The 22,241-nt window shown below is 64.3% G+C and carries 22 protein-coding genes; 11 read left to right on the top strand and 11 right to left on the bottom strand.

Translation table 11 applies throughout. The features are described from left to right. Window positions 1–83 precede the first annotated feature (83 nt). Window positions 84–578 carry a hypothetical protein gene (locus ACP156_RS02570; RefSeq protein WP_425049720.1) on the bottom strand — a complete coding sequence of 165 codons (495 nt, stop codon included), beginning with the start codon at window positions 576–578 and terminating at the stop codon, window positions 84–86. A gap of 126 nt (window positions 579–704) precedes the next feature. Between ACP156_RS02570 and ACP156_RS02565 the strand changes: the two genes are divergently transcribed. From ACP156_RS02565 to ACP156_RS02540, 6 genes are all read left to right on the top strand, one after another. Then, window positions 705–1,406 carry a ZIP family metal transporter gene (locus ACP156_RS02565; protein WP_425049719.1) on the top strand — a complete coding sequence of 234 codons (702 nt, stop codon included), beginning with the start codon at window positions 705–707 and terminating at the stop codon, window positions 1,404–1,406. Next, window positions 1,403–2,545, top strand: a complete 1,143-nt coding sequence (locus ACP156_RS02560; protein ID WP_425049718.1) for an alpha-hydroxy acid oxidase — start codon at window positions 1,403–1,405, stop codon at window positions 2,543–2,545. Before ACP156_RS02565 ends, ACP156_RS02560 begins: the two co-directional genes overlap by 4 nt. Window positions 2,546–2,631: 86 nt before the next feature. After that, window positions 2,632–3,708 (top strand): AI-2E family transporter, encoded by a 1,077-nt coding sequence (locus ACP156_RS02555; protein WP_425049717.1) that lies wholly within the window; start codon window positions 2,632–2,634, stop codon window positions 3,706–3,708. Between the two features lie 3 nt (window positions 3,709–3,711). Continuing rightward, window positions 3,712–4,398, top strand: coding sequence for a chromosomal replication initiator DnaA (locus tag ACP156_RS02550; RefSeq protein WP_425049716.1), 687 nt, complete (start codon window positions 3,712–3,714; stop codon window positions 4,396–4,398). A 41-nt stretch (window positions 4,399–4,439) separates the two neighbouring features. Next, window positions 4,440–6,614, top strand: a complete 2,175-nt coding sequence (locus ACP156_RS02545; RefSeq protein WP_425049715.1) for an RNA degradosome polyphosphate kinase — start codon at window positions 4,440–4,442, stop codon at window positions 6,612–6,614. Between the two features lie 222 nt (window positions 6,615–6,836). Further along, window positions 6,837–8,369, top strand: coding sequence for a Ppx/GppA family phosphatase (locus tag ACP156_RS02540; RefSeq protein WP_425049714.1), 1,533 nt, complete (start codon window positions 6,837–6,839; stop codon window positions 8,367–8,369). Window positions 8,370–8,411: 42 nt separating this feature from the next. Here the strand turns inward: ACP156_RS02540 and ACP156_RS02535 are convergent, their stop codons facing one another. The 7 genes from ACP156_RS02535 to fabA form a co-directional block, all read right to left on the bottom strand. After that, window positions 8,412–9,515 carry a Hint domain-containing protein gene (locus ACP156_RS02535; RefSeq protein ID WP_425049713.1) on the bottom strand — a complete coding sequence of 368 codons (1,104 nt, stop codon included), beginning with the start codon at window positions 9,513–9,515 and terminating at the stop codon, window positions 8,412–8,414. A 130-nt stretch (window positions 9,516–9,645) separates the two neighbouring features. Further along, a complete protein-coding gene (locus ACP156_RS02530; RefSeq protein WP_425049712.1) occupies window positions 9,646–9,984 on the bottom strand; it encodes a hypothetical protein in 339 nt (112 codons plus the stop codon). Between the two features lie 43 nt (window positions 9,985–10,027). Continuing rightward, window positions 10,028–11,059, bottom strand: a complete 1,032-nt coding sequence (locus ACP156_RS02525) for an endonuclease/exonuclease/phosphatase family protein (RefSeq protein ID WP_425049711.1) — start codon at window positions 11,057–11,059, stop codon at window positions 10,028–10,030. A 4-nt stretch (window positions 11,060–11,063) separates the two neighbouring features. Next, entirely contained in the window at window positions 11,064–11,744 is a 681-nt protein-coding gene (locus tag ACP156_RS02520) for a TerB family tellurite resistance protein (protein ID WP_425049710.1), read from the bottom strand. A 126-nt stretch (window positions 11,745–11,870) separates the two neighbouring features. Beyond that, complete coding sequence (locus tag ACP156_RS02515) at window positions 11,871–12,659, bottom strand: enoyl-ACP reductase FabI (protein WP_425049709.1); 789 nt, start codon at window positions 12,657–12,659, stop codon at window positions 11,871–11,873. 6 nt (window positions 12,660–12,665) lie between these two features. Beyond that, window positions 12,666–13,895 (bottom strand): beta-ketoacyl-ACP synthase I, encoded by a 1,230-nt coding sequence (gene fabB, locus ACP156_RS02510; RefSeq protein WP_425049708.1) that lies wholly within the window; start codon window positions 13,893–13,895, stop codon window positions 12,666–12,668. 23 nt (window positions 13,896–13,918) lie between these two features. Then, entirely contained in the window at window positions 13,919–14,434 is a 516-nt protein-coding gene (gene fabA, locus ACP156_RS02505; RefSeq protein WP_425049707.1) for a bifunctional 3-hydroxydecanoyl-ACP dehydratase/trans-2-decenoyl-ACP isomerase, read from the bottom strand. Between the two features lie 179 nt (window positions 14,435–14,613). Here fabA and irrA point away from each other — a divergent pair, with 179 nt between their 5' ends. Further along, window positions 14,614–15,051 carry an iron response transcriptional regulator IrrA gene (gene irrA / locus ACP156_RS02500; protein WP_425049706.1) on the top strand — a complete coding sequence of 146 codons (438 nt, stop codon included), beginning with the start codon at window positions 14,614–14,616 and terminating at the stop codon, window positions 15,049–15,051. A gap of 96 nt (window positions 15,052–15,147) precedes the next feature. On the opposite strand, the gene ppk2 is transcribed toward irrA, so the two are convergent. Continuing rightward, window positions 15,148–16,083 (bottom strand): polyphosphate kinase 2, encoded by a 936-nt coding sequence (gene ppk2, locus ACP156_RS02495; RefSeq protein ID WP_425049705.1) that lies wholly within the window; start codon window positions 16,081–16,083, stop codon window positions 15,148–15,150. A 380-nt stretch (window positions 16,084–16,463) separates the two neighbouring features. On the opposite strand from ppk2, the gene ACP156_RS02490 reads away from it, so the two are divergent. The 4 genes from ACP156_RS02490 (at window position 16,464) to ACP156_RS02475 (ending at window position 20,953) form a co-directional block, all read left to right on the top strand. Beyond that, a complete protein-coding gene (locus tag ACP156_RS02490) occupies window positions 16,464–17,261 on the top strand; it encodes a redoxin domain-containing protein (RefSeq protein ID WP_425049704.1) in 798 nt (265 codons plus the stop codon). 303 nt (window positions 17,262–17,564) lie between these two features. Next, window positions 17,565–19,529: a DNA topoisomerase IV subunit B gene (parE, locus tag ACP156_RS02485; protein WP_425050806.1), complete on the top strand. Its 1,965-nt coding sequence runs from the start codon at window positions 17,565–17,567 to the stop codon at window positions 19,527–19,529. Continuing rightward, entirely contained in the window at window positions 19,526–20,308 is a 783-nt protein-coding gene (locus ACP156_RS02480) for a hypothetical protein (protein ID WP_425049703.1), read from the top strand. The genes parE and ACP156_RS02480 overlap by 4 nt, the downstream gene beginning before the upstream one ends. Window positions 20,309–20,620: 312 nt before the next feature. Next, window positions 20,621–20,953, top strand: coding sequence for a GYD domain-containing protein (locus tag ACP156_RS02475; RefSeq protein WP_425049702.1), 333 nt, complete (start codon window positions 20,621–20,623; stop codon window positions 20,951–20,953). A 173-nt stretch (window positions 20,954–21,126) separates the two neighbouring features. Here the strand turns inward: ACP156_RS02475 and ACP156_RS02470 are convergent, their stop codons facing one another. Together ACP156_RS02470 and ACP156_RS02465 are read right to left on the bottom strand one after the other, a co-directional pair. Next, window positions 21,127–21,516 (bottom strand): c-type cytochrome, encoded by a 390-nt coding sequence (locus ACP156_RS02470; RefSeq protein ID WP_425049701.1) that lies wholly within the window; start codon window positions 21,514–21,516, stop codon window positions 21,127–21,129. Between the two features lie 209 nt (window positions 21,517–21,725). Next, window positions 21,726–22,238, bottom strand: a complete 513-nt coding sequence (locus ACP156_RS02465; RefSeq protein WP_425049700.1) for a pyridoxamine 5'-phosphate oxidase family protein — start codon at window positions 22,236–22,238, stop codon at window positions 21,726–21,728. Window positions 22,239–22,241 lie beyond the last annotated feature (3 nt).

The following is a 22,241-nucleotide window of genomic DNA, read 5'->3' as shown; positions in this document are numbered from 1 at the left end:
AATCTAGCCCCTCCGGCGGTCGAGGAAAAGCCTTGTTCTCTTAATGTTCTCTACACTCGACCGCGATGGGTGGAAGTCGCCAATTACTTGTCCGGTGTTTCCGGCGATACTGAGATTTGTTCCAAAGAGGGAACCTCGAAGGCGCTTCCAAGATTGCAATGCTGCTTTGCCGTAGCGTCTTCAGGTAGGTCGTAGAGAAATTTGTCGTTGCCTAGGTCGCGATAGGGAGACGTCGCCACCCACCGGCGAACAAAGTCCCGAGAGCAGACTGCGTAGGCGACACCAGCCCGCTCTGTGACCTTCCTCAGTTCATATTGATACCGATCTTCGACACCGTCCGTATCTATGACGATTACCATCGGAGCCTTATCCGTCAGTATCGCGGCAAAAAGCGCCTGATGGACACTGTCTCGATTGGATGACGTGTTGTCCAAGCCGACTTCGATAACATGGGTTGGCGTTTCACAATCGATACGCACATACCGTTCCTCGCCGATATTCGGGAAATAATGGCGGGTTTCTGTCTCCCCACCCGAGAGCAGCGTACAAAGTAAGAAAGTACTTGCGAGTTCATTCATATCGGGGCTCCTCCAGACCAATACCTTAACGAAAAGTTAATCCCCGATACCACACGTTAAGGCTTACTGATATCCCCGCCACGCGCCCATCTTCCCCACTCCGATCCGCCGCGCTAAGCAGTCTGCATGATCGAAGCGGTCCTTTATTCCCTGCTGGCGGGCGCGATGATGCCTTTGGGCGGCGTGCTGGCGCGGGCAGAGCATGTCCGGCCCTTCACCGTCGAGCAGGCTCTGGTCCATTTCGTCATCGCCTTCGGCGGCGGCGCGCTGATGGCGGCGGTGGCGCTGGTGCTGGTGCCGCAGGGGGCCGAGGCGTTGTCGCCCTTCTGGGCCGTGGCCTGCCTGCTGGGCGGCGGTTGCCTGTTCATGCTGATCGACCGGACGCTGGCGAAGGCCGCCGGACACAGGGGCCAGTTGCTGGCGATGCTTGCGGATTTCGTGCCGGAAGCGGTGGCGCTTGGCGCGCTGTTCGCCTCCGGCAGCGATGCGGCGCCGCTGCTGGCCCTGCTGATCGCGCTGCAGAACCTGCCCGAGGGCTTCAACGCCTACCGCGAGTCCGCGTCGCAGGGGCATCCGGGCGGCAAGACATTGAGAACCTTCTGCCTTCTGGCGCTTGTCGGCCCCGCCGCCGCGCTGCTGGGCCATCTTGTCATGGCGGACACGCCGACGCTGCTGGGGGCGCTGATGATGACGGCCTCGGGCGGCATCCTTTACCTTATCTTCCAGGACGTTGCGCCGCAGGCGCCGCTGGCAAACCGCTGGGGGCCTCCCTTCGGCGCGGTGCTGGGCTTCGGACTGGGCCTTTTCGGACATCTGGTGACACATTGAGCGATCTCGACCAAACCCACCCCGCCATCTCGGACCTGCGCGACCGCGCCCGGCGCCGCCTGCCCCGCTTCGTGTGGGACTTCATGGACAGCGCGACCGGCACCGAAAGCACCGAGAAGCGCAACCGCGACAAGCTGGACGAGATCCGCTTTCGCCCTGACGTGCTGTTCGGCGAGCCCGAGTTCCGGCTGGAAAAGTCGCTGCTGGGCCGAGACTATGCCCTGCCGTTCGGGATCTCTCCGGTCGGCATGTCCGGCCTGGTCTGGCCCGGCGCCGAGGTGGCGCTGGCGAAGCTGGGGGCGGAACGGAACATCCCCTATGGCCTGTCCTGCGTGGCGACACAGCTGCCCGAGAATGTCGGTCCGCACACCAAGGGCGACGGCTGGTTCCAACTGTACCCGCCGCGCGACCCGAAGATCCGGACCGACATGCTGAAGCGTGCGAAGGACAGCGGGTTCCGCACCCTCGTTCTGACCGCCGACGTGCCCTATGCCAGCCGCCGCGAACGCCAGCGCCGGGGCGGCATGACCAGCCCGCCGCGCATCACCCCGCGCATCGCGTGGCAGTGCGCCACCAGGCCCGCATGGTCGCTGGCCACCGCCCGCGTCGGCATGCCCCGCCTCGCCTTCATCGAAAGCTACACCGGGCGCTCCGGCGCGCTGTCGTCGACCGCGCACGTAGGCTATCTGATCCGCACCTCGCCCGACTGGGACTACCTGCAAGCGCTGCGCGAGGAATGGGACGGGCCGCTGGTGGTGAAAGGCATCCTTGAACCCGGCGACGCGGTGAAACTGAAGCAGGCGGGCGCCGATGCCGTCTGGGTGTCGAACCATGCCGGTCGCCAGTTCGACGGCGCGCCGTCCTCCATCGAGGTGCTGCCCGCGATCCGCGAGGCGGTCGGGCCGGACTATCCGCTGATTTTCGACAGCGGCGTCCGCAGCGGCCTCGACATCCTGCGGGCGCTGGCTTCGGGGGCGGATTTCGTCTTCCTCGGCCGCGCCTTCCACTATGGGCTCGCGTCTTTCGGGCCGCGCGGCGCGGCGCATGTGGTCGACCTTCTGGCCGAGGATATCAAGGCGAACCTCGGACAGCTTGGCCTGCCAAGCTACGAGGGGCTGGCCGACCGGCGGTTGAAGTAACCCGCGGCAGGCTTAGGTAATCCCCGCTTGCAACAGGGCGGGGCATCGGCCAGTTTTCCCGCGCGTATTACCGAACGGATTTCAATATGGCGCTCCCCGCGAACCAGCAGCTTAGAATCTGGGGCATCGCCATCGCGGTGTTCCTTGTCGTCATGTGGCTGCTGGGCGACGTGATCCTGCCCTTCGTACTGGGCGGCGCGGTGGCCTACCTGCTGGACCCGATTGCCGACTGGCTGGAACGGCGCGGGTTCAGCCGCATCGCCGCGACGATCCTGATTTCCGTCTGCGCGGTTCTCGTCTTCGCCATCGTGAACCTTGCCGTCCTTCCGACCCTCGTGCGGCAGGCGAACTCGCTGATCGACACCTTTCCCCGCCTGTCCGAGAACCTTCAATCCTGGCTGGCGGTGCACGTGCCGTCGCTGATGGACCAGGATTCGACGATCCGCCAGTCGCTGCAATCGCTGGGCGAGATGCTGAAAGAACGCGGCGCAGCGCTGGTCGAGACGGTGCTGAGTTCGGCGCTGAGCGTCCTGAACATCCTGCTTCTGGTGGTCATCGTGCCGGTGGTGGCCTTCTACCTGCTGCTGGACTGGGACCGGATGGTCGCCCGCATCGACGACCTGCTGCCGCGCGACCACGCGCCGACGATCCGCAAGCTGGCGCACGACATCGACAAGACGCTGGCCTCGTTCATCCGGGGTCAGGGCGTGGTGATGCTGATCCTCGGCACGTACTACGCCATCGCGCTGATGCTGGCGCAGTTGCAGTTCGGCCTGGTCATCGGCGCCATCGCGGGACTTCTGACCTTCATCCCCTACGTCGGCGCGCTGGTCGGCGGCGCACTGGCCATCGGCCTGGCGCTGTTCCAGTTCTGGGGCGACTGGCTGCACATCGCGATCATCGCGGGCATCTTCTTCTCGGGCCAGTTCATCGAGGGCAACATCCTGACGCCGAAGCTTGTGGGCGACTCGGTCGGGCTGCACCCGGTCTGGCTGCTGCTGGCGCTGTCGGCCTTCGGCTCGCTGTTCGGCTTCGTCGGCATGCTGGTCGCGGTTCCCGTCTCGGCGGCGCTTGGCGTGCTTGCACGGTTCGCGGTGGACCAATACAAGCAGGGCCGCCTCTACAAGGGGCTCGAGACTCAGGACCAAGCCGGGCGCGACTGACCCTTGGACGAACAGTACAGCTTTGACCTGACCCGGCGCCCGTCGCTGGGCCGCGGGGATTTCTTCATCTCTCCCGCCAACGCCACCGCCGTGGCGACGGTCGAGGCGTGGCCGTCGTGGCCCTCGCACAAGCTTGTGCTGCATGGCCCGGCGGCGTCGGGCAAGACCCACCTCGCCCATGTGTGGGCCGCCCAGACCGGCGCGACGATCACCGACGCGGCCGACCTGACCGCCGCCGACGTCCCCGCTATGGTGGCGACCCCGGTGGTGATCGAGGACGCCGACACGCTGGCCGGCGACGACGCGGCCGAACGCGCGCTGTTCCACCTGCACAACCTGTGCCTTGCCGAGGGCCGCCCGCTGATGCTGACCGCCGCGAAGCCGCCGCTTCAATGGGCGCTGCGCCTGCCGGACCTTGCCAGCCGGATGCAGGCCACCGCGACCGCGGAACTGCAGCCGCCCGACGACGCGCTGCTGACGGCGGTGCTGGTCAAACAGTTGATCGAGCGGCAGATCGATTTCGCCCCCGACATCGTCACTTACGCGATCCAACGGATGGAGCGCCGATTCTCCGCTGCCGCCGATCTTGCCGCCGCGCTGAACCGCGCGGCGTTCTCGGGGCGCCGCAAGCGGTTGACCAAGCCGCTGGTCCGCGAGGTTCTCGACAAGATGGGACAGCCGGGGTCATAACTGTCACCGCAGTGTCACCAAGAACGGCTTAACACGCGGACATGACCCAGGCAGATTTCCTCAAGGCGCCCTTCCCGGCCCCTGTCGAGCTTCCCCCCGAAGAGGTGGAAGGCCCGAAACGCTTCTTCAACCGCGAACTCAGCTGGCTTGGCTTCAACTGGCGTGTGCTGGAAGAGGCCGAGAACCCGAAGGTTCCGCTGCTCGAACGGCTGCGCTTCCTGTCGATCAGCGCCACCAACCTCGACGAGTTCTACACCGTCCGCGTGGCGGGTCTGCGTGAACTGGCCCATGCCGGCAACGAGACGCCCGCCGCCGATGGCCTGTCGCCCTCGGAACAGCTGGTGCTGATCAACGCCGACGCCCGCGCGCTGATGGAACACCAGCAGGAAGTCTGGAACGCCCTGCGCGACGAAATGGAGACCGCAGGCATCGTGCTGGAAACCTCCGAGACGCTGCGCGACGAGGACCGCGCGCATCTGGACGAGATCTTCCTTTCGAATGTCTTCCCCGTGCTGTCGCCGCTGGCGATCGACCCGGCGCACCCGTTCCCGTTCATCCCCAACACCGGCTATGCGCTGGCGCTGCAGATGAAGCGGTCGTCGGACCGGCAGGAACTGAAGGCGCTGCTGCCGATCCCGCACCAGATCGACCGTTTCGTGGCGCTGCCCGATGTCGGCGAGACCCGCCGCTTCCTGCCGCTGGAAGAGCTGCTGCTGCTGTACATCGGCGTGCTGTTTCCGGGCTACAAGGCGACCGGCCACTGTTCGTTCCGGGTGCTGCGCGACAGCGACCTGGAGGTCGAGGACGAGGCCGAGGATCTGGTGCGCGAGTTCGAAGTGGCGCTGAAACGCCGCCGCCGCGGCGAGGTGATCCGCCTGTCCATCTCGGCCAACGCGCCGAAAGCGCTGCAGAAAGTCATCGTCGACGAACTGCACGTCGGCGAAAGCGAAGTGATCGAGCTGTCGGGCATGATCGGCGTCGCCGACCTGAAGGAACTGGTGCTGGACGACCGCCGCGACCTGCTGTGGCCCTCGTTCACGCCGCGCGTGCCGGAACGGGTGCAGGACCATGACGGCGACATGTTCGCGGCGATCCGCCAGAAAGACATGCTGCTGCATCACCCGTACGAGACCTTCGACATGGTGATCCGCTTCCTGAACCAGGCGGCGGCGGATCCGGACGTGCTGGCGATCAAGCAGACGCTGTACCGGACCTCGACCGAGTCCCCCATCGTCACCGCCCTGTGCGAGGCGGCAGAGGCGGGCAAGTCTGTGACCGCGCTGGTGGAACTGAAGGCGCGGTTCGACGAGGCCGCCAACATCCGCCAGTCGCGGCGGCTGGAACGCGCCGGAGCGCACGTGATCTATGGCTTCCTGAACTGGAAGACTCACGCCAAGATCTCGACCGTGGTGCGCCGCGAGGGTGGCAAGCTGGTCACCTACACCCACTACGGCACCGGCAACTACCACCCGATCACCGCGCGGATCTATACGGACCTGTCCTTCTTCACCTGCGACACCGCGCTGGGGCGCGACGCGACGAAAGTGTTCAACTACGTCGGCGGCTACGCCCCGCCCGAGGGGCTGGAGAACCTCGCCATCTCGCCGCACGGGCTGAAGTCGCGCCTGATCGAACTGATGGAGAAGGAAGGCGACAACGCCGAGGCCGGGAAGCCCGCCGAGATCTGGGCCAAGATGAACTCGGTGATCGAGCCCGACGTGATCGACGCGCTGTACCGGGCCTCGCAGCGGGGCGTGAAGATCAACCTCGTGATCCGGGGCATCTGCGGGCTTCGGCCCGGCATCAAGGGCCTGTCCGAGAACATCCGGGTCAAGTCCATCGTCGGCCGGTTCCTCGAACACTCGCGCATCGTCTGCTTCGGCAACGGCGCCTCGCTGCCCTCGAAGAAGGCGCGCGTCTTCATGTCGTCGGCGGATTGGATGGGCCGCAACCTGAACCGCCGGATCGAGACGCTGGTGGAATGCACCAACGCCACGGTGAAGGCGCAGATCGTCGGGCAGATCATGGCCGCGAACCTTGCGGACGAGGCGCAAAGCTGGGTCATGGCGCCGGACGGAAAATTCACGCGCGACATCCCGCAGGACGGCCAGCAGCTGTTCAACTGCCACCGGTTCTTCATGGAGAACCCCTCGCTGTCGGGCCGCGGCTCGGCGGGCGCCGCCGACGTTCCCGAACTGACGCATACCGAGGATTGAAGAACTTTCCGCCTCCGGCGGGGATATTTGAAGACCAAAGAAGGGGCGCGTCTTCCTGTTTCTTTGGTCCTTAAATATTCCCGCCGGAGGCTCCTGGACCCTCCGGGCGCGCCGCCGTTGGCTTGCGAAAGCCGCCCACCGCGGCGCCACGCGCACGCCGCGATTGACCCCCGGAAGCTGGTGTGCGATTTGGCCGCCACCACGACGAGGCGAGAGACAAGCATGGACGGCGGCAACGACCCGCAAGCCGACGACTGGGGCCCCTTCGGGCGGCCGCTGTTCGACGATCCGGCATCCCAGTGGCTGAAGCGCGTGGGCGTGGTGGACGTGGGGTCGAACTCGGTCCGCCTTGTCATCTTCGACGGCGCCGCCCGCAGCCCCGCCTATTTCTACAACGAGAAGATCATGGCCGGCCTTGGCGCGGGCTATGCCGAGACCGGGCGGCTGAACCCGGAAGGCCGCAAGCGCGCGCTTGATGCGCTGCGCCGGTTCAAGCTGCTGTCCGAGGACTTCCAGATGGCGCCGTTGACGGTGGTCGCCACCGCCGCGATGCGCAACGCCGAGGACGGGCCCGAGTTCTGCGAGGAAGTGCTGCGCGAGACCGGGCTTCGCGTCTGGGTTATCGACGGCGAGCAGGAAGCGCGGCTGTCGGCGCAGGGCGTGTTGCTGGGCTGGCCGGACGCCACCGGCATCGTCTGCGACATCGGCGGGTCGTCGATGGAACTGGCCGCGCTGCTGGAGGGCGAGATCGGCCTGTGCCAAACCTCGCCGCTGGGGCCGTTGCAGCTGCAGGGCATCAAGGACAAGAAGAAGCGGCGCGAGCACATCCGGTCGACCATCGCCGAGATGTGGGAAAAGATCGGCCCGCACGAAGACCGCCTGTATCTCGTCGGCGGCTCGTGGCGCGCCATCGCGCGGCACGACATGGTGCGGCGCGACTATCCGCTGCACGTCCTGCACGAATACCGCATGACCCCGCGCGACGTGACCGAGACGATCGACTGGATCGCCGCCAACGACTCGTCGGAACTGGCGTCGAAGTCCGGCACCTCGTCCAGCCGGATGGCGCTTGTGCCGCTGGCCTGCGAGGTGCTGCGCGAACTGGTGGCGGTGCTGAAGCCGCGCGAGATCGCAATCTCAAGCTATGGCCTGCGCGAGGGGCTGCTGTACCAGCAGATGCCCCGCGAACTGCGCGAGCGCGACCCGCTGATCGAGGCCTGCCGCTTCGCCGAGCAGAAAGACAGCCGCCGGCCGGGTTTCGGGCGCGTGCTGCACCATTTCGTCTCGCCGCTGTTCGAGGACCTGCCGCTGGCCCGCCGCCGCATCGTCAAGGCGGCCTGTCTGCTGCACGATGTGAGCTGGCGCGCGCACCCCGATTATCGCCACGAGGCCTGCTTCGACTATGTCACCCGCGCCTCGATGGGCGGTCTGACCCACCCGCAGCGGATCTTCCTCGGGCTGGCGCTGCTGCACCGCTACAAGAACAACCGGTCCGGCACTCACTTTGAAGACCTGCTGGGTCTGCTGTCGGACGAGGAACTGCATCAGGCCGAGGTTCTGGGCAAGGCGATGCGCTTCGGCTCGATGCTGACCGCCGACACCGACGAAAGCATCGGCACCCTGTCGTGGAAGCCGCGCAAGAAGCTGCTGGAACTTGACCTCAGCGACCGCGCCAAGGTGCTGTTCGGAGAGGTGGCGCAGTCCCGGTTCCAGTCGCTTGCGAACACCTTGGGCGCCGAGACCAAGATCGTCTGACACCGCGGCCCCCGGTTCGAGAGGCCGCGGCACGTGTTGCGATCAGGCCGCGCGGCGGGCGCCGGCGGCGATGCGGTTCCGAAGCGTCCGGGGAAGCAGGCGGCGCGCGGTGATGCGCGGCATGTCCATCTCGGCCACCGCGACCGCGGTCCGGTCCGTGGCGTTCGAGAAGGACCGCATGGTGCGCTGTTCCAGATAGCTTTCCGCCGCCACGCCCTCGGCCAGCAACAGGCGGTGCCCGTCGACCTCGACGTGGTAGTAGGTGAAGTCGCCGCCCATGTCGCGAACCTGCGCGATGGTCGAGCCGTTCACCAAGAGCCCCGCGTTCACCAGCAGGCCATCCAGCGCCAGCGCGTGATCGGGCGAGACCAGCATATCGCGTTCGGGCAGCCCCTGCCCCAGCGCGCCCGCCGAGATGCGGATCGGGTTGACGCGGGCGGGATCCGAGAAGGTCGCGGAGACGCGCTGTTCACCCAGCCAGCGCACCGCGACGGCATGGCCTTCGGCGGTCAGCACCATGTCGCCCGCGGCGAGGTCCTCGACCCGGCGCGGTCCCTCGGGCGTCGCGATCCGGGTGCCCGCGCAGAAGCATTCCAGCGACATGGTCACGCTGTCGAAGGCAAGGACATTGCCCGAACTGCTGGTGAACTGGATCTGGTTGAAGTGAATCCCGTCAGCCGCCGTCACCGGCATCAGGTTGGGATCGTTGTTGGACGACCCGTTTGCCGTGGTCACGTTCATGTTCTCGGTGATCACGAGCGTGTCCACGGTAACCGGCGCCTGTGTCGCGCCGCCGATCGTTCGGGTCTGGATGAAATTCAGAACCCATGTCCCCAACACCGCAGAGTCGGTCGGGACCAGATCTGCCGAAAAGCCCCAGAAGTTCTGCTGCGATGTATCCGTATCGACGTTCATCAAGGTCCCGTTGACCCCGTTTGCGCCGCCGGCAAACAGCAGGACCGCATCATCGATACCCTCGGTTCCGATGTCCGCCGTGCCGACGCCCGTGTGGGAATACGCGAAGGACACGCCGCCTTCGGTCCAATACGCGGTATCGGAACTGAAGTTTGCCCCGGTATAAACGGTGTTCGACCCGGTGATGGCCGCCGTCTCGGGTCCGTTAACCTGAAAATCGAATGTCGGCATGAATTACTCCTGCTCGGGCGCTTTCGGCACCGGTTCTGGTCAATCTAAGCGGCATTAGATTAACCAGTGCAGGAAGTATGTAAATTGTTATCTAAATCGCAGCGCCTTGCAGCGCCGGATTCCGCGCGGCCTAAAGCTCGACCTCGCCGTCTTCGCCGATTTCGGGGCCGCTCTCGGGGTCGATCTCGGGCTCGACCTGAAGCGGCACCTTGCGGCGGATCAGGATGTCGCCGTTGGGCAGCACCTCGGGCGCGTGATAGGCGGACATGTCCTTGATGGCGCCGCGCAGTTCTTCCGACATTTCTTCCATCGCCGGGCCCATCTCGTTCATCAGGCCGCGCAGCAGAAGCTTGGTGCCTTCCTCGAGAAGGCTCAGGCCCTCCGACATCTCGGAATCGTCCTGCGCGACTGCGGGCAGCGGCGCGACGAGCATGGCGGCGCACAGCACCGCGGGGACAATCTGTTTCATGCCCTGAATATAGGCGCTCTGCGCGACAGGTCCATGACCCCCATCAGCGCAGGTCTAGGTCCAGCGTCACCGGAAAATGATCCGAAGCGGTCAGAAGCGCCTCGCGCAGTTCCGGCGTGCCATAGCAAACCGGGTCGTCGAACGGATGCCAGATCCGCCAGTGCGGGTCACGCCGCCGCAGGCGGGGCGAGATCATCACATAGTCCAGCAGCGCCGACAGATAGCGCTGTTCCTGCCGGATGTAGAACCGCGCGGTCGAGGGCATCGCGCCCACCCGTTGCGACAGCGCCATGCGGGCGTGCGGGTCGTACAGCGGCGTCCGGCCGTCGTCGTCACCCATCACGATCTCGACCCCGGACCGGCCGAACAGCTTCTCGTACTCGTCAAGGCCTGGACCGTCGTTGAAGTCGCCCAGAACGATCAGGTCCTCGCCGTCCTGCAACACCTCGTCCACGCGGCGGCGCAGCCAGACGCATTGCGCCAGCTGCTTGCGGCGGTTCTCGATCGAGATGCGCATGACCTGATCGGGGTTCGTGGCCCCATGCGGCGCTTTCGACTTTACGTGTACGCCGATCAGCCGCAGCCGCTGGCCCCGCTTCGTTTCCAGCGCCACTTCCAGCGGCGGCTTCGAGAACACGATGGATTCCGGCGCCGCGTCCGTGTCGAGATCCAGCCGGAAGGTCCCGTCGAACCGCGGCAGGCTGCCCTTGCCGCGCTTGCCCACCGGCGCCCCCCAGGGATCGTGCCGCGCGCTCAGGACGTCCGGATCGTAAAGCAGCGCGATTTCCTGCTGCGTCTGGTTCGAAAAGCCCAAAAGCGCCTTCCGCGTCCGAAGGTCATACCGCGCGGCGAAGGCTTCCAGCGCCGCCACGGTCGAGCGTTCGCGCACGGTGTCGGGCGCCTCGACCACCAGCACGGCGTCGGCGTTCATCGCGGTAAAGACAATGCCCAGCGCGGTCAGCTGATCGGCGCGGGTCACGTTGTGGCGGGCGGACCACTCGCCGTCTTCCAGAAGTCCGTTGGCGTCGTCGAACAGGCCGTTGAACCACTCGACGTTGTAGGTCGCGATCCGCACGGGATCAGGCCGCCATCGCCTGGATTTCTTCCCACGCGTTGTTCACGTCGATCAGCCGCTTCTCGGCCATCCGCACCGCTTCTTCCGGCAGGCCACGGGCGACCAGCCGGTCGGGGTGGCTTTCGCGCACGATCTGAAGCCACGCGCGGCGAATCTCCGGCAGCGGCGTGTCGGGCGAGACGCCAAGCACGTCGTAGGGATCGGGTGCGCAATCCGCGACAAAGCGGGACCGCACGCGGCGGAACTGCAATTCGCTGAGACCGAAGATCCCGGCCACGTTCGACAGGAACTCGTCCTCGGCGTCGTGATAATTGCCGTCGGCCACGGCGACGTGGAACAGCCCTTCCATCAGGTCGCACAGTACGCCCGAATCCTCGGGGAACATGCGGGCGATGCGGCGCGCGTATTCCTCGTAACCCGCGACATCGGTGCGGGCGAGATTGAACACGCGAGCGGCGTTGTCCTCTTCCTCGGGGGCGATGGTGAAGACCTCGCGGAAGGCCGAAACCTCGTTGCGGGTCACCCGGCCATCCGCCTTGGCCATCTTCGCGCCCAGCGCCACCACGGCGATGGTGAAGGCGACCGAGCGTTCGGGGGGCGTGCGCAGCCTGTCGAATACGGCCGACAGGCCCTCGCCCTTGGCGAGTGCAGAAATTGCCTGGGCGATGCGGGTCCAGATCGACATGACGGCACCCTAGAGCGAAACTTTGACAGCGTTAACGGGAAATCGCCGCGGTGATTGCGCGCGCCCGCGCGGTCTGCGTGCAGTGGCGCGCGATTGGGCAGCGCGCCACTGGGTCCGGGGTCGGGCCTACAGATTTTCCGTCTGCGGCATGCCCAGAACGTGGAAGCCGCCGTCGACGCGGATCGTCTCGCCGGTGGTGTCGCGACCGTAGTCCGACGCAAGGTAGACCGCCGTGCCGCCCACCGATTCCAGCGCCGCGTTCCGGCGCATCGGCGAGTTCAGTTCGGTGTGCTTGAAGGTCTTGCGCGCGCCGCCGATGGCCGCGCCGGCCAGCGTCTTCATCGGGCCGGGCGAGATCGCGTTCACGCGGATGCCTTCCGGGCCAAGATCGTTGGCCAGATACTTCACCGTCGATTCCAGCGCTGCCTTCGCGACACCCATCACGTTGTAATAGGGCGTGACACGGGTCGAACCCTGATAGGTCATCGTCAGGACGGTGCCGCCCTCGGGCATCAGCGCGCGCGACCGGCGGGCCACGTCGATCAGCGAGTAGCACGAGATCGCCATCGAGTTGGTGAAGTTCATCAGCGAGGTGTCGATGAACCGCCCCGAAAGCTCTGCGCGGTCGGAATAGGCGATGGCGTGCACCACGAAATCGAGGCTGCCCCACGTGTCGGCCAGCTGTTCGAAGGCGGCGTCCATCTTCGCTTCGTTCATCACGTCGCAGTCGATGAGCATGCAGTCGCCCAGCGTATCCACCAGAGGCTTCACGCGTTTGGCAAAGTTCTCGCCCTGGTAGGTGAAGGCCAGTTCGGCCCCCTCGGCGGCCATCGCCTTGGCGATCCCCCAGGCGATGGAACGCTCGTTCGCAACGCCCATGATCAAGCCGCGTTTGCCGCGCATCAGGTCAGCCATGTCGTGTCATCCGTCGAATTTGCTCAGAAGCATCGAACCGTTCGTGCCGCCGAAGCCGAAAGAATTGGTCATGACGGTATCCAGCCCGGCGCCGGTCACCGTCTTCGTCGCGATTTCCTCGGGCTTCAGAGCCGGATCGAGGGTCTCGACATTGATCGAGGGGGCGATGAAGTCGTTCTTCATCATCAGAAGACAGAAGATCGCCTCGAGCGCGCCCGCCGCACCCTGCGCGTGGCCGGTCATCGACTTGGTCGAGCTGACCGGCGGCGTCTGGCCGTCGCCGAACACGCGGCGCACCGCTTCGACCTCGCCCACGTCGCCGACCGGGGTCGAGGTGCCGTGCGCGTTGATATAGCTGACCTTGCGGCCCTCGGGCAGCGTCTTCAACGCCAGTCGCATCGCCCGCTCGCCGCCCTCGCCCGACGGCGCGACCATGTCGTGCCCGTCCGAGGTGGCGCCGAAGCCAGTGACTTCCGCGTAGATCGTCGCACCGCGCGCCTTGGCCCGCTCGAGATCCTCAAGCACGACCATGCCGCCGCCGCCCGAGATCACGAAGCCGTCGCGGTTGGCGTCGAACGCGCGCGACGCGCGGGCCGGATCGTCGTTGTACTTCGACGACATCGCGCCCATCGCGTCGAACAGGCACGACAGCGTCCAGTCCAGTTCCTCGCCACCGCCGGCGAACATGATGTCCTGCTGGCCCAGCATGATCTGCTGCGCCGCCATGCCGATGCAGTGCAACGAGGTCGAACAGGCCGAGGTGATCGAGAAGTTCACGCCCTTGATCTTGTAGGCCGTCGACAGGTTGGCCGAGATCGTGGACGACATGCATTTCGGCACCGCGAAGGGACCGATCCGCTTGGGCGCGCCCTTTTCCAGCACCGTCTGGTGCGCGGCGAACATGGCGGATGTCGACGGACCACCCGACCCGGCAATCAGGCCGGTCGAGGGGTTGGACACATCGGCCTCGGTCAGGCCCGCGTCGGCAATCGCCTGTTCCATCGCGATATAGCTGTAAGCGGCGCCCGGCCCCATGAACCGAAGCAGGCGCTTGTCGACGTGTTCTGCCACGTCGATGTTGATTTCGCCCTTCACCTGGCTGCGGAACCCGCGCTCGGTGTAGTCGGGTGCGGCGACGATGCCGGATTTCCCGGCCTTCAGGCTGGTGACGACTTCATCGGCGTTGTTGCCGATCGAAGACACGATCCCCAGTCCGGTAATGGCGACGCGGCGCATAGACGGACCTCCCAGTGGTCTGTTCAGGCTTCCTTGGCGGCGGACAGGCCGACCTTCATGCCCTTGGCTTCGCAGACGAGTTCACCATCGGCGAAGACCTTGCCATCGGCAACGCCCATCTTCAGCTTCCGATCGATGACGCGCGAGAAGTCCACCTCGTAGGTGACAAGCGTGCGGTCGGGCCGCACCATGCCAGAGTTCTTCACCTCGCCCACGCCCAGCGCAAAGCCCTGCCCCAGCCAGCCGCGCCAGCCGAGGTTAAAGCCGGTCAGCTGCCACAGGCCGTCAAGCATCAGGCAGCCGGGCATCACTTCGTTGCCCGGGAAGTGGCAGGGGAAGAACCAGAGGTCGGGCGTGATGTCGAGTTCCGCCCGGATGTGGCCCTTGCCGTGCTCTCCGCCATCGGCCGAGACCTCTGTGATCCGGTCCATCATCAGCATCGGAGGCTCTGGAAGCTGGGCATTGCCCGGCCCGAATAGCTCGCCCCGGGCGCATTTAAGCAGCTCGTCCTTGCCGAAAGATGTCGGATACTGGCCCATGCCCGCGCGGCTCCCTGCATTCGCCTTGGTAAATCTGTCGGGTCTCTATCACTCGCTGACGCGCCGTTGCAAGGCGCTCCGGACGCCACTACCGTCGCACCCCTTACCCAATGCCGCAGGAAACCGTTTGAATCTCTGCCGACAGCACCTTTATATTATACAGGTGCGGGATTAGGACCATGATGCAAGAGACCGACATTCGCCAGAAACGCGGAACAGAATGGCTGGGCAAGGCCGGGCTGCGACCGACGCGGCAGCGCGTTTCGCTGGCTGCCCTGCTGGTGGGCGACGGCCACGACCGCCACGTCACCGCGGAAAGCCTGTATGCGGCAAGCTGCGAGACGGGCGAGAAAGTGTCGCTGGCGACGGTGTACAACACGCTGCGCGCCTTCTGCGACGCGGGCCTGATGCGCGAGATCACGGTGGACGGGTCGAAGAGCTATTTCGACACCAACACCTCGAACCACCCCCATTTCTATTGGGAAGACGATTCGCATCTCTCTGACGCACCGGCGGAACAGCTTGAGATCGCGCGCCTTCCCGGCGCGCCCGAAGGCGCCGAGATCTCTGCCGTCGACGTGGTGATCCGGTTGCGGCCCAAGCCGAAGCATAGCTGACGGATTGTCGTGATTGTACAATCAGGGGCGCCAAGAGCGCCCCTTTTGCTGTCTGGATTGCGGGAAATCTGAAACCCCGACGTCGCGTCCGCCGGATCAGGTCAGACGCTTGTCCGGGTGCAACGAGTTCGACAGCACATGCTCGGAATTCTGCACCACGTGCTGCGCCCGCCCCACGATAAGCGGGTCCGGATGGCCGACGATCTCTTCGTTCTTGTCGGGATAGTCGACGCTGGCGAGGAAATGCTGCATGCAATTCAGCCGCGCCCGCTTCTTGTCATTCGACTTCACGATGACCCACGGCGCGTCGGCGGTGTCAGTGTAGAAGAACATCGCCTCTTTCGCTTCGGTGTAGTCGTCCCACTTGTCGAGGCTCGCCTTGTCGATCGGTGACAGCTTCCACTGTTTCAGCGGATCCGTTTCGCGCGACTTGAACCGGCGGCGCTGTTCCTCGCGGGTTACCGAGAACCAGTATTTGAACAACTGGATTCCCGACCGGACCATCATCCGTTCCAGTTCCGGCGCCTGCCGCATGAATTCCAGATATTCGTTCGGGCTGCAAAAACCCATCACACGCTCGACGCCCGCCCGGTTGTACCAAGACCGGTCGTAGAAAACCATTTCACCGACCGTCGGAAGTTCGGCGACATAGCGCTGAAAGAACCACTGGCCCTGCTCTTCCCACGTCGGTTTGTTCAAGGCCACGACCCGCGCATGCCGTGGGTTGAGGTGTTCCATGAACCGTTTGATGGTGCCGCCCTTGCCCGCCGCGTCACGTCCCTCGAACAACAGGACGAACTTCTGGCCGGTGTCCTTGGCCCAGAGTTGCAGCTTCAAAAGCTCTGCCTGCAACTCGGCCTTCCTTATCTCGTAGGCATCGCGGGCAAGTTTCTTGCTGTAGGGGTACTGCCCGCTTTCGAACGCCTCCCGCACCTGATCGGGCGTCACGGTCGGAAACGCATGAAGCGCCTCGGCTTCGGCCACCCCGTTCGCGGGCAGCGTCGCAACAGTATCGTTCCCCTTCGCACACATGCGGTCTCTCCTTGTCTTTTTCCGCGACCAGTCTAGCTGATCGGGGCCCTGCAAACCTTGATCCGCATCAAGCCTGCCGCGACTCACCCAGAAGGCGTAAAGGGAAATAAGTTAATGACCCCAGGAACCGCCCCCGAGCACCGAGAAACCCCAACCAACCTGAGAAATTATTGCAAATTCTTGAAGCCTAAAGCGTTAGATAAATTATTCTACCGTAATGATTTACTCATTTTTTAGGCAGGTTAAGAAATTGATCCATGACATCCGCAGGTTTTTTTAGAACTGCCCCAATTTAGCCATGATCGACACCTAGCGGTTGTCTTAACGGGTCTTGATCAAATGACCCAGTGTCAGAGCAGTACCAGTTCCCGGAGGCTAAATTGGGCTTTGAAAACATCTTCGCACGCAAGGGTCAGACCCAGGCGTACGGCCCCTCTTCCCCCCGAAAGACTGTCGAATTTCCGTATGGGTACCGCGAATCCGTCGACTGGGTTCCGCGTATCGGTGACATCTTCCCCAACTTCCGCGCCGACAGCACGCACGGAAGCATCGACTTCCACAGCTGGGCCGAGGGCCGCTGGGTCTATTTCTTCAGCCACCCCACCATCCGGTCGGGTGTCAGCGCGACGGAAGTGGCCAGCATCGCGAATGCCGCGCCCTTCTTCCGCAAGCGTGGCGTCGAAGTGCTTGGCCTGTGCGCCGACTCGGCGGCTGCGCATTCGAAGTGGGAAGCCGAAATCGGCCGTATCTTCGGACTTCAGATCGACTATCCCGTGATCGACGACCGCGAGGCGCACCTGAGCCACGCGTTCGGCGCCGTGCACCCCAAGCAGGGCAGCGCGATGGCGATCCGCAAGAGCTTTATCATCGACCCCGCGCTGCGCGTGCGCATGCTGTTCGAATACCCGCTTAACGTCGGCCGTAGCGTCGACGAGATCCTGCGGGTCGTCGATGCGCTGCAGATGGTCGACAGCCACCGTGTCGGCATCCCCGCCGACTGGGAAGCTGGCGACAGCGTGGTGGTCCCCCCGTACATGGACAGCGACCAAGCTTTCGAGCTGCACGGACAGGTGGAAGAACTCTCTCCCTCCCTCCGACTCGTGCCGGCTCCGGCAGCTACGGGCGACTTCGAAGAAGCGCCCATGCCGGAAACCCTCGAAGGTATCTACGGTCGCTGAACCCGGCTTCCGGCGGCGGGGGTCTCCCTGCCGCCGGGCCACTAGCCGCCCGCGCCTGGTCAGCGCGGGTTTTGCTTTTTTGGGGCGCCTGGTCAGCGCGGGTTTTGCTTTTCCGGGCGCCTGGTCAGCGCGGGCTTTGCTTTTCGAGCGCCCGCCCGGCGCTGGTTCCCCGTGTCCGGCGCCCGCAGAAGCAGCAGCGCCGACCCCGACCGCCAAACGGTCCACAGCTTTTCCCACCGCCCCGCTTCCCATCGCCTGCAAAAGCTGGTCTAATCCGTGCTTAAACACGAAAAAGAGCAGAACATGGCGGCAGACGATCTCTTGGCCGGCGCAAGCGCCGAGCAATCCTACGACGCGAGTTCCATCGAGGTTCTGGAGGGGCTGGAGCCTGTCCGCAAGCGACCCGGCATGTATATCGGCGGCACCGACGAGCGGGCGCTGCATCACATGGTGGCCGAGATCCTCGACAACTCGATGGACGAGGCGGTCGCGGGCTTCGCCAACCGGATCGAGATCGAGCTGCACGACGATTACGCGCTGACCGTGCGCGACAACGGGCGCGGCATGCCTTTCGACCCGCACCCGAAGTTCCCCGGCAAATCGGCGCTGGAAGTGATCCTTTGCACCCTGCACGCGGGCGGCAAGTTCTCGGGCAAAGCCTATCAAACCTCGGGCGGTCTGCACGGCGTGGGCGCCTCGGTGGTGAACGCGCTGTCGGATTCGATGGTGGTGCAGGTCGCGCGGGACCGGAAACTGGTCGAACAGCGATTTTCGCGCGGCGTGCCCCTTGGCCCCGTCGAGGAAATCGGCGCCGCTCCGAACCGGCGCGGCACCACGACAACCTTCCATGCAGACGAGGAAATCTTCGGCCACCACCGGTTCAAGCCCAAGCGGCTGTTCACCATGGTGCGGTCGAAGGCCTACCTGTTCTCGGGCGTCGAGATCCGCTGGAAATCCGCCATCGACGACGGCGAGACCCCGACCGAGGCGACGTTCCATTTCCCCGGCGGTCTGGCCGACTATCTTGCCGAGCAACTGAACGGATCCTCGACCTATGCCGACCGCCCTTTCGCAGGCACGGTGGAATTCCAGGAACGCTTCAACCAGCCGGGCAAGGTGGAATGGGCGATCAACTGGACGCCGTCGCGCGACGGGTTCCTGCAGTCTTACTGCAACACCGTCCCCACCCCCGAGGGCGGCACGCACGAAGCGGGCTTCTGGTCCGCGATCCTGAAAGGCATCCGCGCCTACGGCGAACTCGCCAACAACCGCAAGGCAAAGGACATCACCCGCGACGACCTGATCTCGGGCGGCTGCGCGCTGGTGTCGTGCTTCATCCGCGAGCCGGAATTCGTGGGCCAGACCAAGGACCGGCTTGCCACCACCGAGGCGGCGCGCCTGGTGGAATCCGCCGTGCGCGACCACTTCGACAACTGGCTGGCGTCCGACACCAAGTCGGCGGGCGCGATCCTCGACTTCCTCGTGCTGCGCGCCGAGGAACGCCTGCGCCGCCGGCAAGAGAAAGAGACCGCGCGGAAATCGGCGACCAAGAAGCTGCGCCTGCCGGGCAAGCTGGTGGACTGCTCCACCTCGGCCCGTGACGGGACCGAGCTGTTCCTTGTCGAAGGCGACTCGGCCGGCGGGTCGGCCAAGATGGCCCGCGACCGGAAGAATCAGGCGCTGCTGCCCCTGCGCGGCAAGATCCTGAACGTGCTGGGCGCGGCCTCGTCCAAGCTTGGCCAGAACCAAGAGATCAACGACCTGTGCCAGGCGCTTGGCGTCGGCATGGGCACCAAGTTCCGCGTCGACGACCTGCGGTATGACAAGGTCATCATCATGACCGACGCCGATGTCGACGGCGCCCACATCGCATCGCTTCTGATGACGTTCTTCTTCACCCAGATGCGCCCGATGATCGACGCGGGTCACCTGTACCTCGCCTGCCCGCCCCTGTTCCGTCTGACGCAGGGCCCGCACCGCCAGTACTGCCTTGACGAAGCCGAGCGCGACTATTGGCTGGAGAAGGGCATCGGCGGCAAGGGCAAGATCGACGTGTCCCGGTTCAAGGGTCTGGGCGAGATGGACGCGAAGGACCTGAAAGAAACCACGATGGACCCCAACTCGCGCAAGCTGATCCGGGTCACCATCGACGAAGACGAACCCGGCGAAACCGGCGACCTGGTGGAACGGCTGATGGGCAAGAAACCCGAGCTACGGTTCCAGTATATTCAGGAGAATGCCAGGTTCGTGGAGGAGTTGGATGTTTGAACATCATAAACTGGCAGACCTTCTGGTACAATTTTAACTGGGCAGACTACAGCAGGTTTCTTAACGGGAGATCGGCCCGCATTTCGACTGCAATTCCCATTTTAGGTTACGCAGTTTTGTTCAATGACTACGTCATAGAACGAATTGACTTCAAAGAACTCACCGGATCAATCCAAACTCATTTCCTTGCTTCCGGAGACTTAAGATTCAGGCTAATGTTTCTCGGAGCATTTTTCATTGCAATCGCCAACATCTTCTACAGAATCAGACGACCAAGTATAATGCGCTTAGGGGAGACCAAGGAAGCATTCTATGACTACGCCTTTAAATATTTTACCTTCAGAACGTTAAGTATGTTTCACTTGGAAATAAAACGAAGTGGTTTTGATCCATGGACTCCTGATGGAAAATACTATGACGCTGACTGGGATTCTTTCCGAGCCGATGCCGTTTTGGATGACGGCGGAAAACGTATGCTTCCGAGCGATCGCGCCGAAGCATTTGATCGAATAAGTTCAGTCAATTTCGCTGAAGCGAAAAGAAAGCATGAAGACCTGATCCGATCCATCCTTCGTGAAACATATTTCGCACGCACGCGCGTACGGCGAAAGTCACTTTTGTTTTGTATTTTCATATTCTTTTGCGGGTTCACCATGCTGCTAGTCCCCGGCTTAGACCTGTGTGCTCGGGTAATTGAGGTTACAATATGGGAGCCCGTTAGTAGGGCAGCCTCACAATTTCTAGCGGGGCTTTCTAGCTCACCACAGCATCCTAATTAATCAACGTTCAAGGTTCTTTGCCGCCCAATAGCGTCAAATGCGTCCATCCAATTCCATCGCCCGTAGGGTGGGCTTCAGCCCACCAACTCCACTCCCGCCTTTCGGGCCCCACCAAACCCGGCGCGCTCCACCCTTCCCCGACTCCCCGCACAGGCGTACACTTCCGTCCACGAGGGGCTGGGGAAACGCGCGTCATCACGACCCTCGAGGGCGGGCCGCGTGGGGGCGGTCCGGGGTGGAGCGCCGGTCTTGGGACCGGGTCTGTCAGGCGATGAACCTCCGGGCGGGGAACCGGCAATCGGAGAAAAAGCCATGCCACTCTTCATCACTTACGCATCCTATTCGGTCGAGGGAAAGAAGGGGCTCATCGCGAAGCCCGAGGACCGCTCGAAGGTTATCGGCGCGCTGATCGAGAAATCGGGCGGCAGGATGCTGGGCTTCTACATGACCGCGGGCGCGAATGACGTGGTCGTCGTGTCCGAGGCCCCGGACGGCGACAACGTGGCCGCCCTGTCGCTGGCGGTCGGCGCTTCGGGAACTTTATCGAAGATCGAGACGGTCCGCGCGTGGACGGGGGCCGATTTCGTCGCCGTCACGAAGCAGGCGGGCGGGATCGCCAGCGCCTTCACGCCACCGGGGCGCTAAAAGGCAAGACCGCCGCGCGTGTCAAACGTGCGGATGGGGTGAAACCCCATCCTACCGGTCCCGTCGGGTGCGCTTGTCCGCCGCAACAGGCGCACCCATGCGAGCACCCCGTAGGGTGCGCTTCAGCGCACCGTCGTCCCAACCTCGTCCCAACCTTGTCCCATGCCCCGCGCCTACCGCTGCGCCGCTTGCAGCCAGCGCACCAGCCCCGCGATCGCCTCGGTCGTCATCACGGGCTGACCCGTTTCCGCCTTGAGCATCGCCGTCGCCCCTTCCAGCGGTTCGCCGAACTCGGGCATCTCGGTATGCGCTGTGACCGGGTCGCGGCCGTCGATGCGGTAGACCACGCGCGCCACCGGAAAGACGCCGCCGTTCCGTTCGGCCAGCCGGGTCAGGTCGGGCGGCGCGGTGTCGAGGATGACCGAGACCGGCCCCTCGCCCGTCGCGTCCTCGCCGTGACAGCCGGAACAGTGGATGAAGAAATTCCGTTCCGCCGGGCCGAAGTCCTGCGCCGCAGCCGCGCCCGCCGCCAGTATGAATAGCCCCGCACTCAGGTATCGCATGACAGGTTCCTCCTTTCGGCAACCTGCCATCCCGCACCCTCCCCCACCTTGATCCCGCGCAAGTCGGCTAAGGTTCCACCCCGTCCCCGCCAGTCCACGCAAGTAGGATGGGGTTCCACCCCATCCCCCCAACCATCCCACAAAAAAGCCCGCCGCGGATTTCTCCACGACGGGCAAGCACCTTTTAATGATCAACCAATGCGCGGGGTTCAGGCCGCGCGGCGAAAGTCGATCACCTTGTGAACGCCCACGTCGGGCGTGTGTTCCTCGTTCATGTTGGACCGCGCGATTTCCCACGCGAAACTCACCGGGTTGCCGGTGCTGGACCAGACCGCCGCCTCTGCGATGGGCATCTCCAGCAGGGTGACGCGCGGATCGTCGCGGCCGCCCTCGAACCATGCAGCGGCGACGCTGCTCCACAGTTCATCCAGCTTCGCCTTGTCATTCGAGACCGCAAGCGGCCCGGTCAGACAGGCGTGGAAGTCGTGGTCCTTGCCGATCAGGCAGAACCGGGCGTCCGCGGCAGTGCCGATCTCTGTCACAAGGTCCGTGTCGGACGAGGTGATGAAATACAGCGTGCGGGCGTCGCGGTCGAGAAAATGGCTCATCGGCTGCATGTGGTCGTCCGCGCCGCGGACGCCCAGCATGCCGGCGCGCACCCGGTCCAGCTCGTCGAACAGCTGGCCGGTGGCGTCGTCTTGTGTGCGTTTGGTATCAGCCATGGC

The organism is Psychromarinibacter sp. S121 (assembly GCF_049801035.1).
Taxonomy (GTDB): Bacteria; Pseudomonadota; Alphaproteobacteria; order Rhodobacterales; family Rhodobacteraceae; genus Psychromarinibacter.
This window is presented reverse-complemented; position numbering and strand designations above follow the sequence as displayed.

What these genes read in the sequence shown, in the direction of transcription:
- ACP156_RS02570 (WP_425049720.1), bottom strand. Translation starts at nt 578, where the DNA reads ATGAATGAACTCGCAAGTACTTTCTTACTTTGTACGCTGCTCTCGGGT.
- ACP156_RS02565 (WP_425049719.1), top strand. Translation starts at nt 705, where the DNA reads ATGATCGAAGCGGTCCTTTATTCCCTGCTGGCGGGCGCGATGATGCCT.
- ACP156_RS02555 (WP_425049717.1), top strand. Translation starts at nt 2,632, where the DNA reads ATGGCGCTCCCCGCGAACCAGCAGCTTAGAATCTGGGGCATCGCCATC.
- ACP156_RS02545 (WP_425049715.1), top strand. Translation starts at nt 4,440, where the DNA reads ATGACCCAGGCAGATTTCCTCAAGGCGCCCTTCCCGGCCCCTGTCGAG.
- ACP156_RS02540 (WP_425049714.1), top strand. Translation starts at nt 6,837, where the DNA reads ATGGACGGCGGCAACGACCCGCAAGCCGACGACTGGGGCCCCTTCGGG.
- ACP156_RS02535 (WP_425049713.1), bottom strand. Translation starts at nt 9,515, where the DNA reads ATGCCGACATTCGATTTTCAGGTTAACGGACCCGAGACGGCGGCCATC.
- ACP156_RS02530 (WP_425049712.1), bottom strand. Translation starts at nt 9,984, where the DNA reads ATGAAACAGATTGTCCCCGCGGTGCTGTGCGCCGCCATGCTCGTCGCG.
- ACP156_RS02520 (WP_425049710.1), bottom strand. Translation starts at nt 11,744, where the DNA reads ATGTCGATCTGGACCCGCATCGCCCAGGCAATTTCTGCACTCGCCAAG.
- ACP156_RS02515 (WP_425049709.1), bottom strand. Translation starts at nt 12,659, where the DNA reads ATGGCTGACCTGATGCGCGGCAAACGCGGCTTGATCATGGGCGTTGCG.
- fabB (WP_425049708.1), bottom strand. Translation starts at nt 13,895, where the DNA reads ATGCGCCGCGTCGCCATTACCGGACTGGGGATCGTGTCTTCGATCGGC.
- fabA (WP_425049707.1), bottom strand. Translation starts at nt 14,434, where the DNA reads ATGGGCCAGTATCCGACATCTTTCGGCAAGGACGAGCTGCTTAAATGC.
- irrA (WP_425049706.1), top strand. Translation starts at nt 14,614, where the DNA reads ATGATGCAAGAGACCGACATTCGCCAGAAACGCGGAACAGAATGGCTG.
- ppk2 (WP_425049705.1), bottom strand. Translation starts at nt 16,083, where the DNA reads ATGTGTGCGAAGGGGAACGATACTGTTGCGACGCTGCCCGCGAACGGG.
- parE (WP_425050806.1), top strand. Translation starts at nt 17,565, where the DNA reads ATGGCGGCAGACGATCTCTTGGCCGGCGCAAGCGCCGAGCAATCCTAC.
- ACP156_RS02475 (WP_425049702.1), top strand. Translation starts at nt 20,621, where the DNA reads ATGCCACTCTTCATCACTTACGCATCCTATTCGGTCGAGGGAAAGAAG.
- ACP156_RS02470 (WP_425049701.1), bottom strand. Translation starts at nt 21,516, where the DNA reads ATGCGATACCTGAGTGCGGGGCTATTCATACTGGCGGCGGGCGCGGCT.
- ACP156_RS02465 (WP_425049700.1), bottom strand. Translation starts at nt 22,238, where the DNA reads ATGGCTGATACCAAACGCACACAAGACGACGCCACCGGCCAGCTGTTC.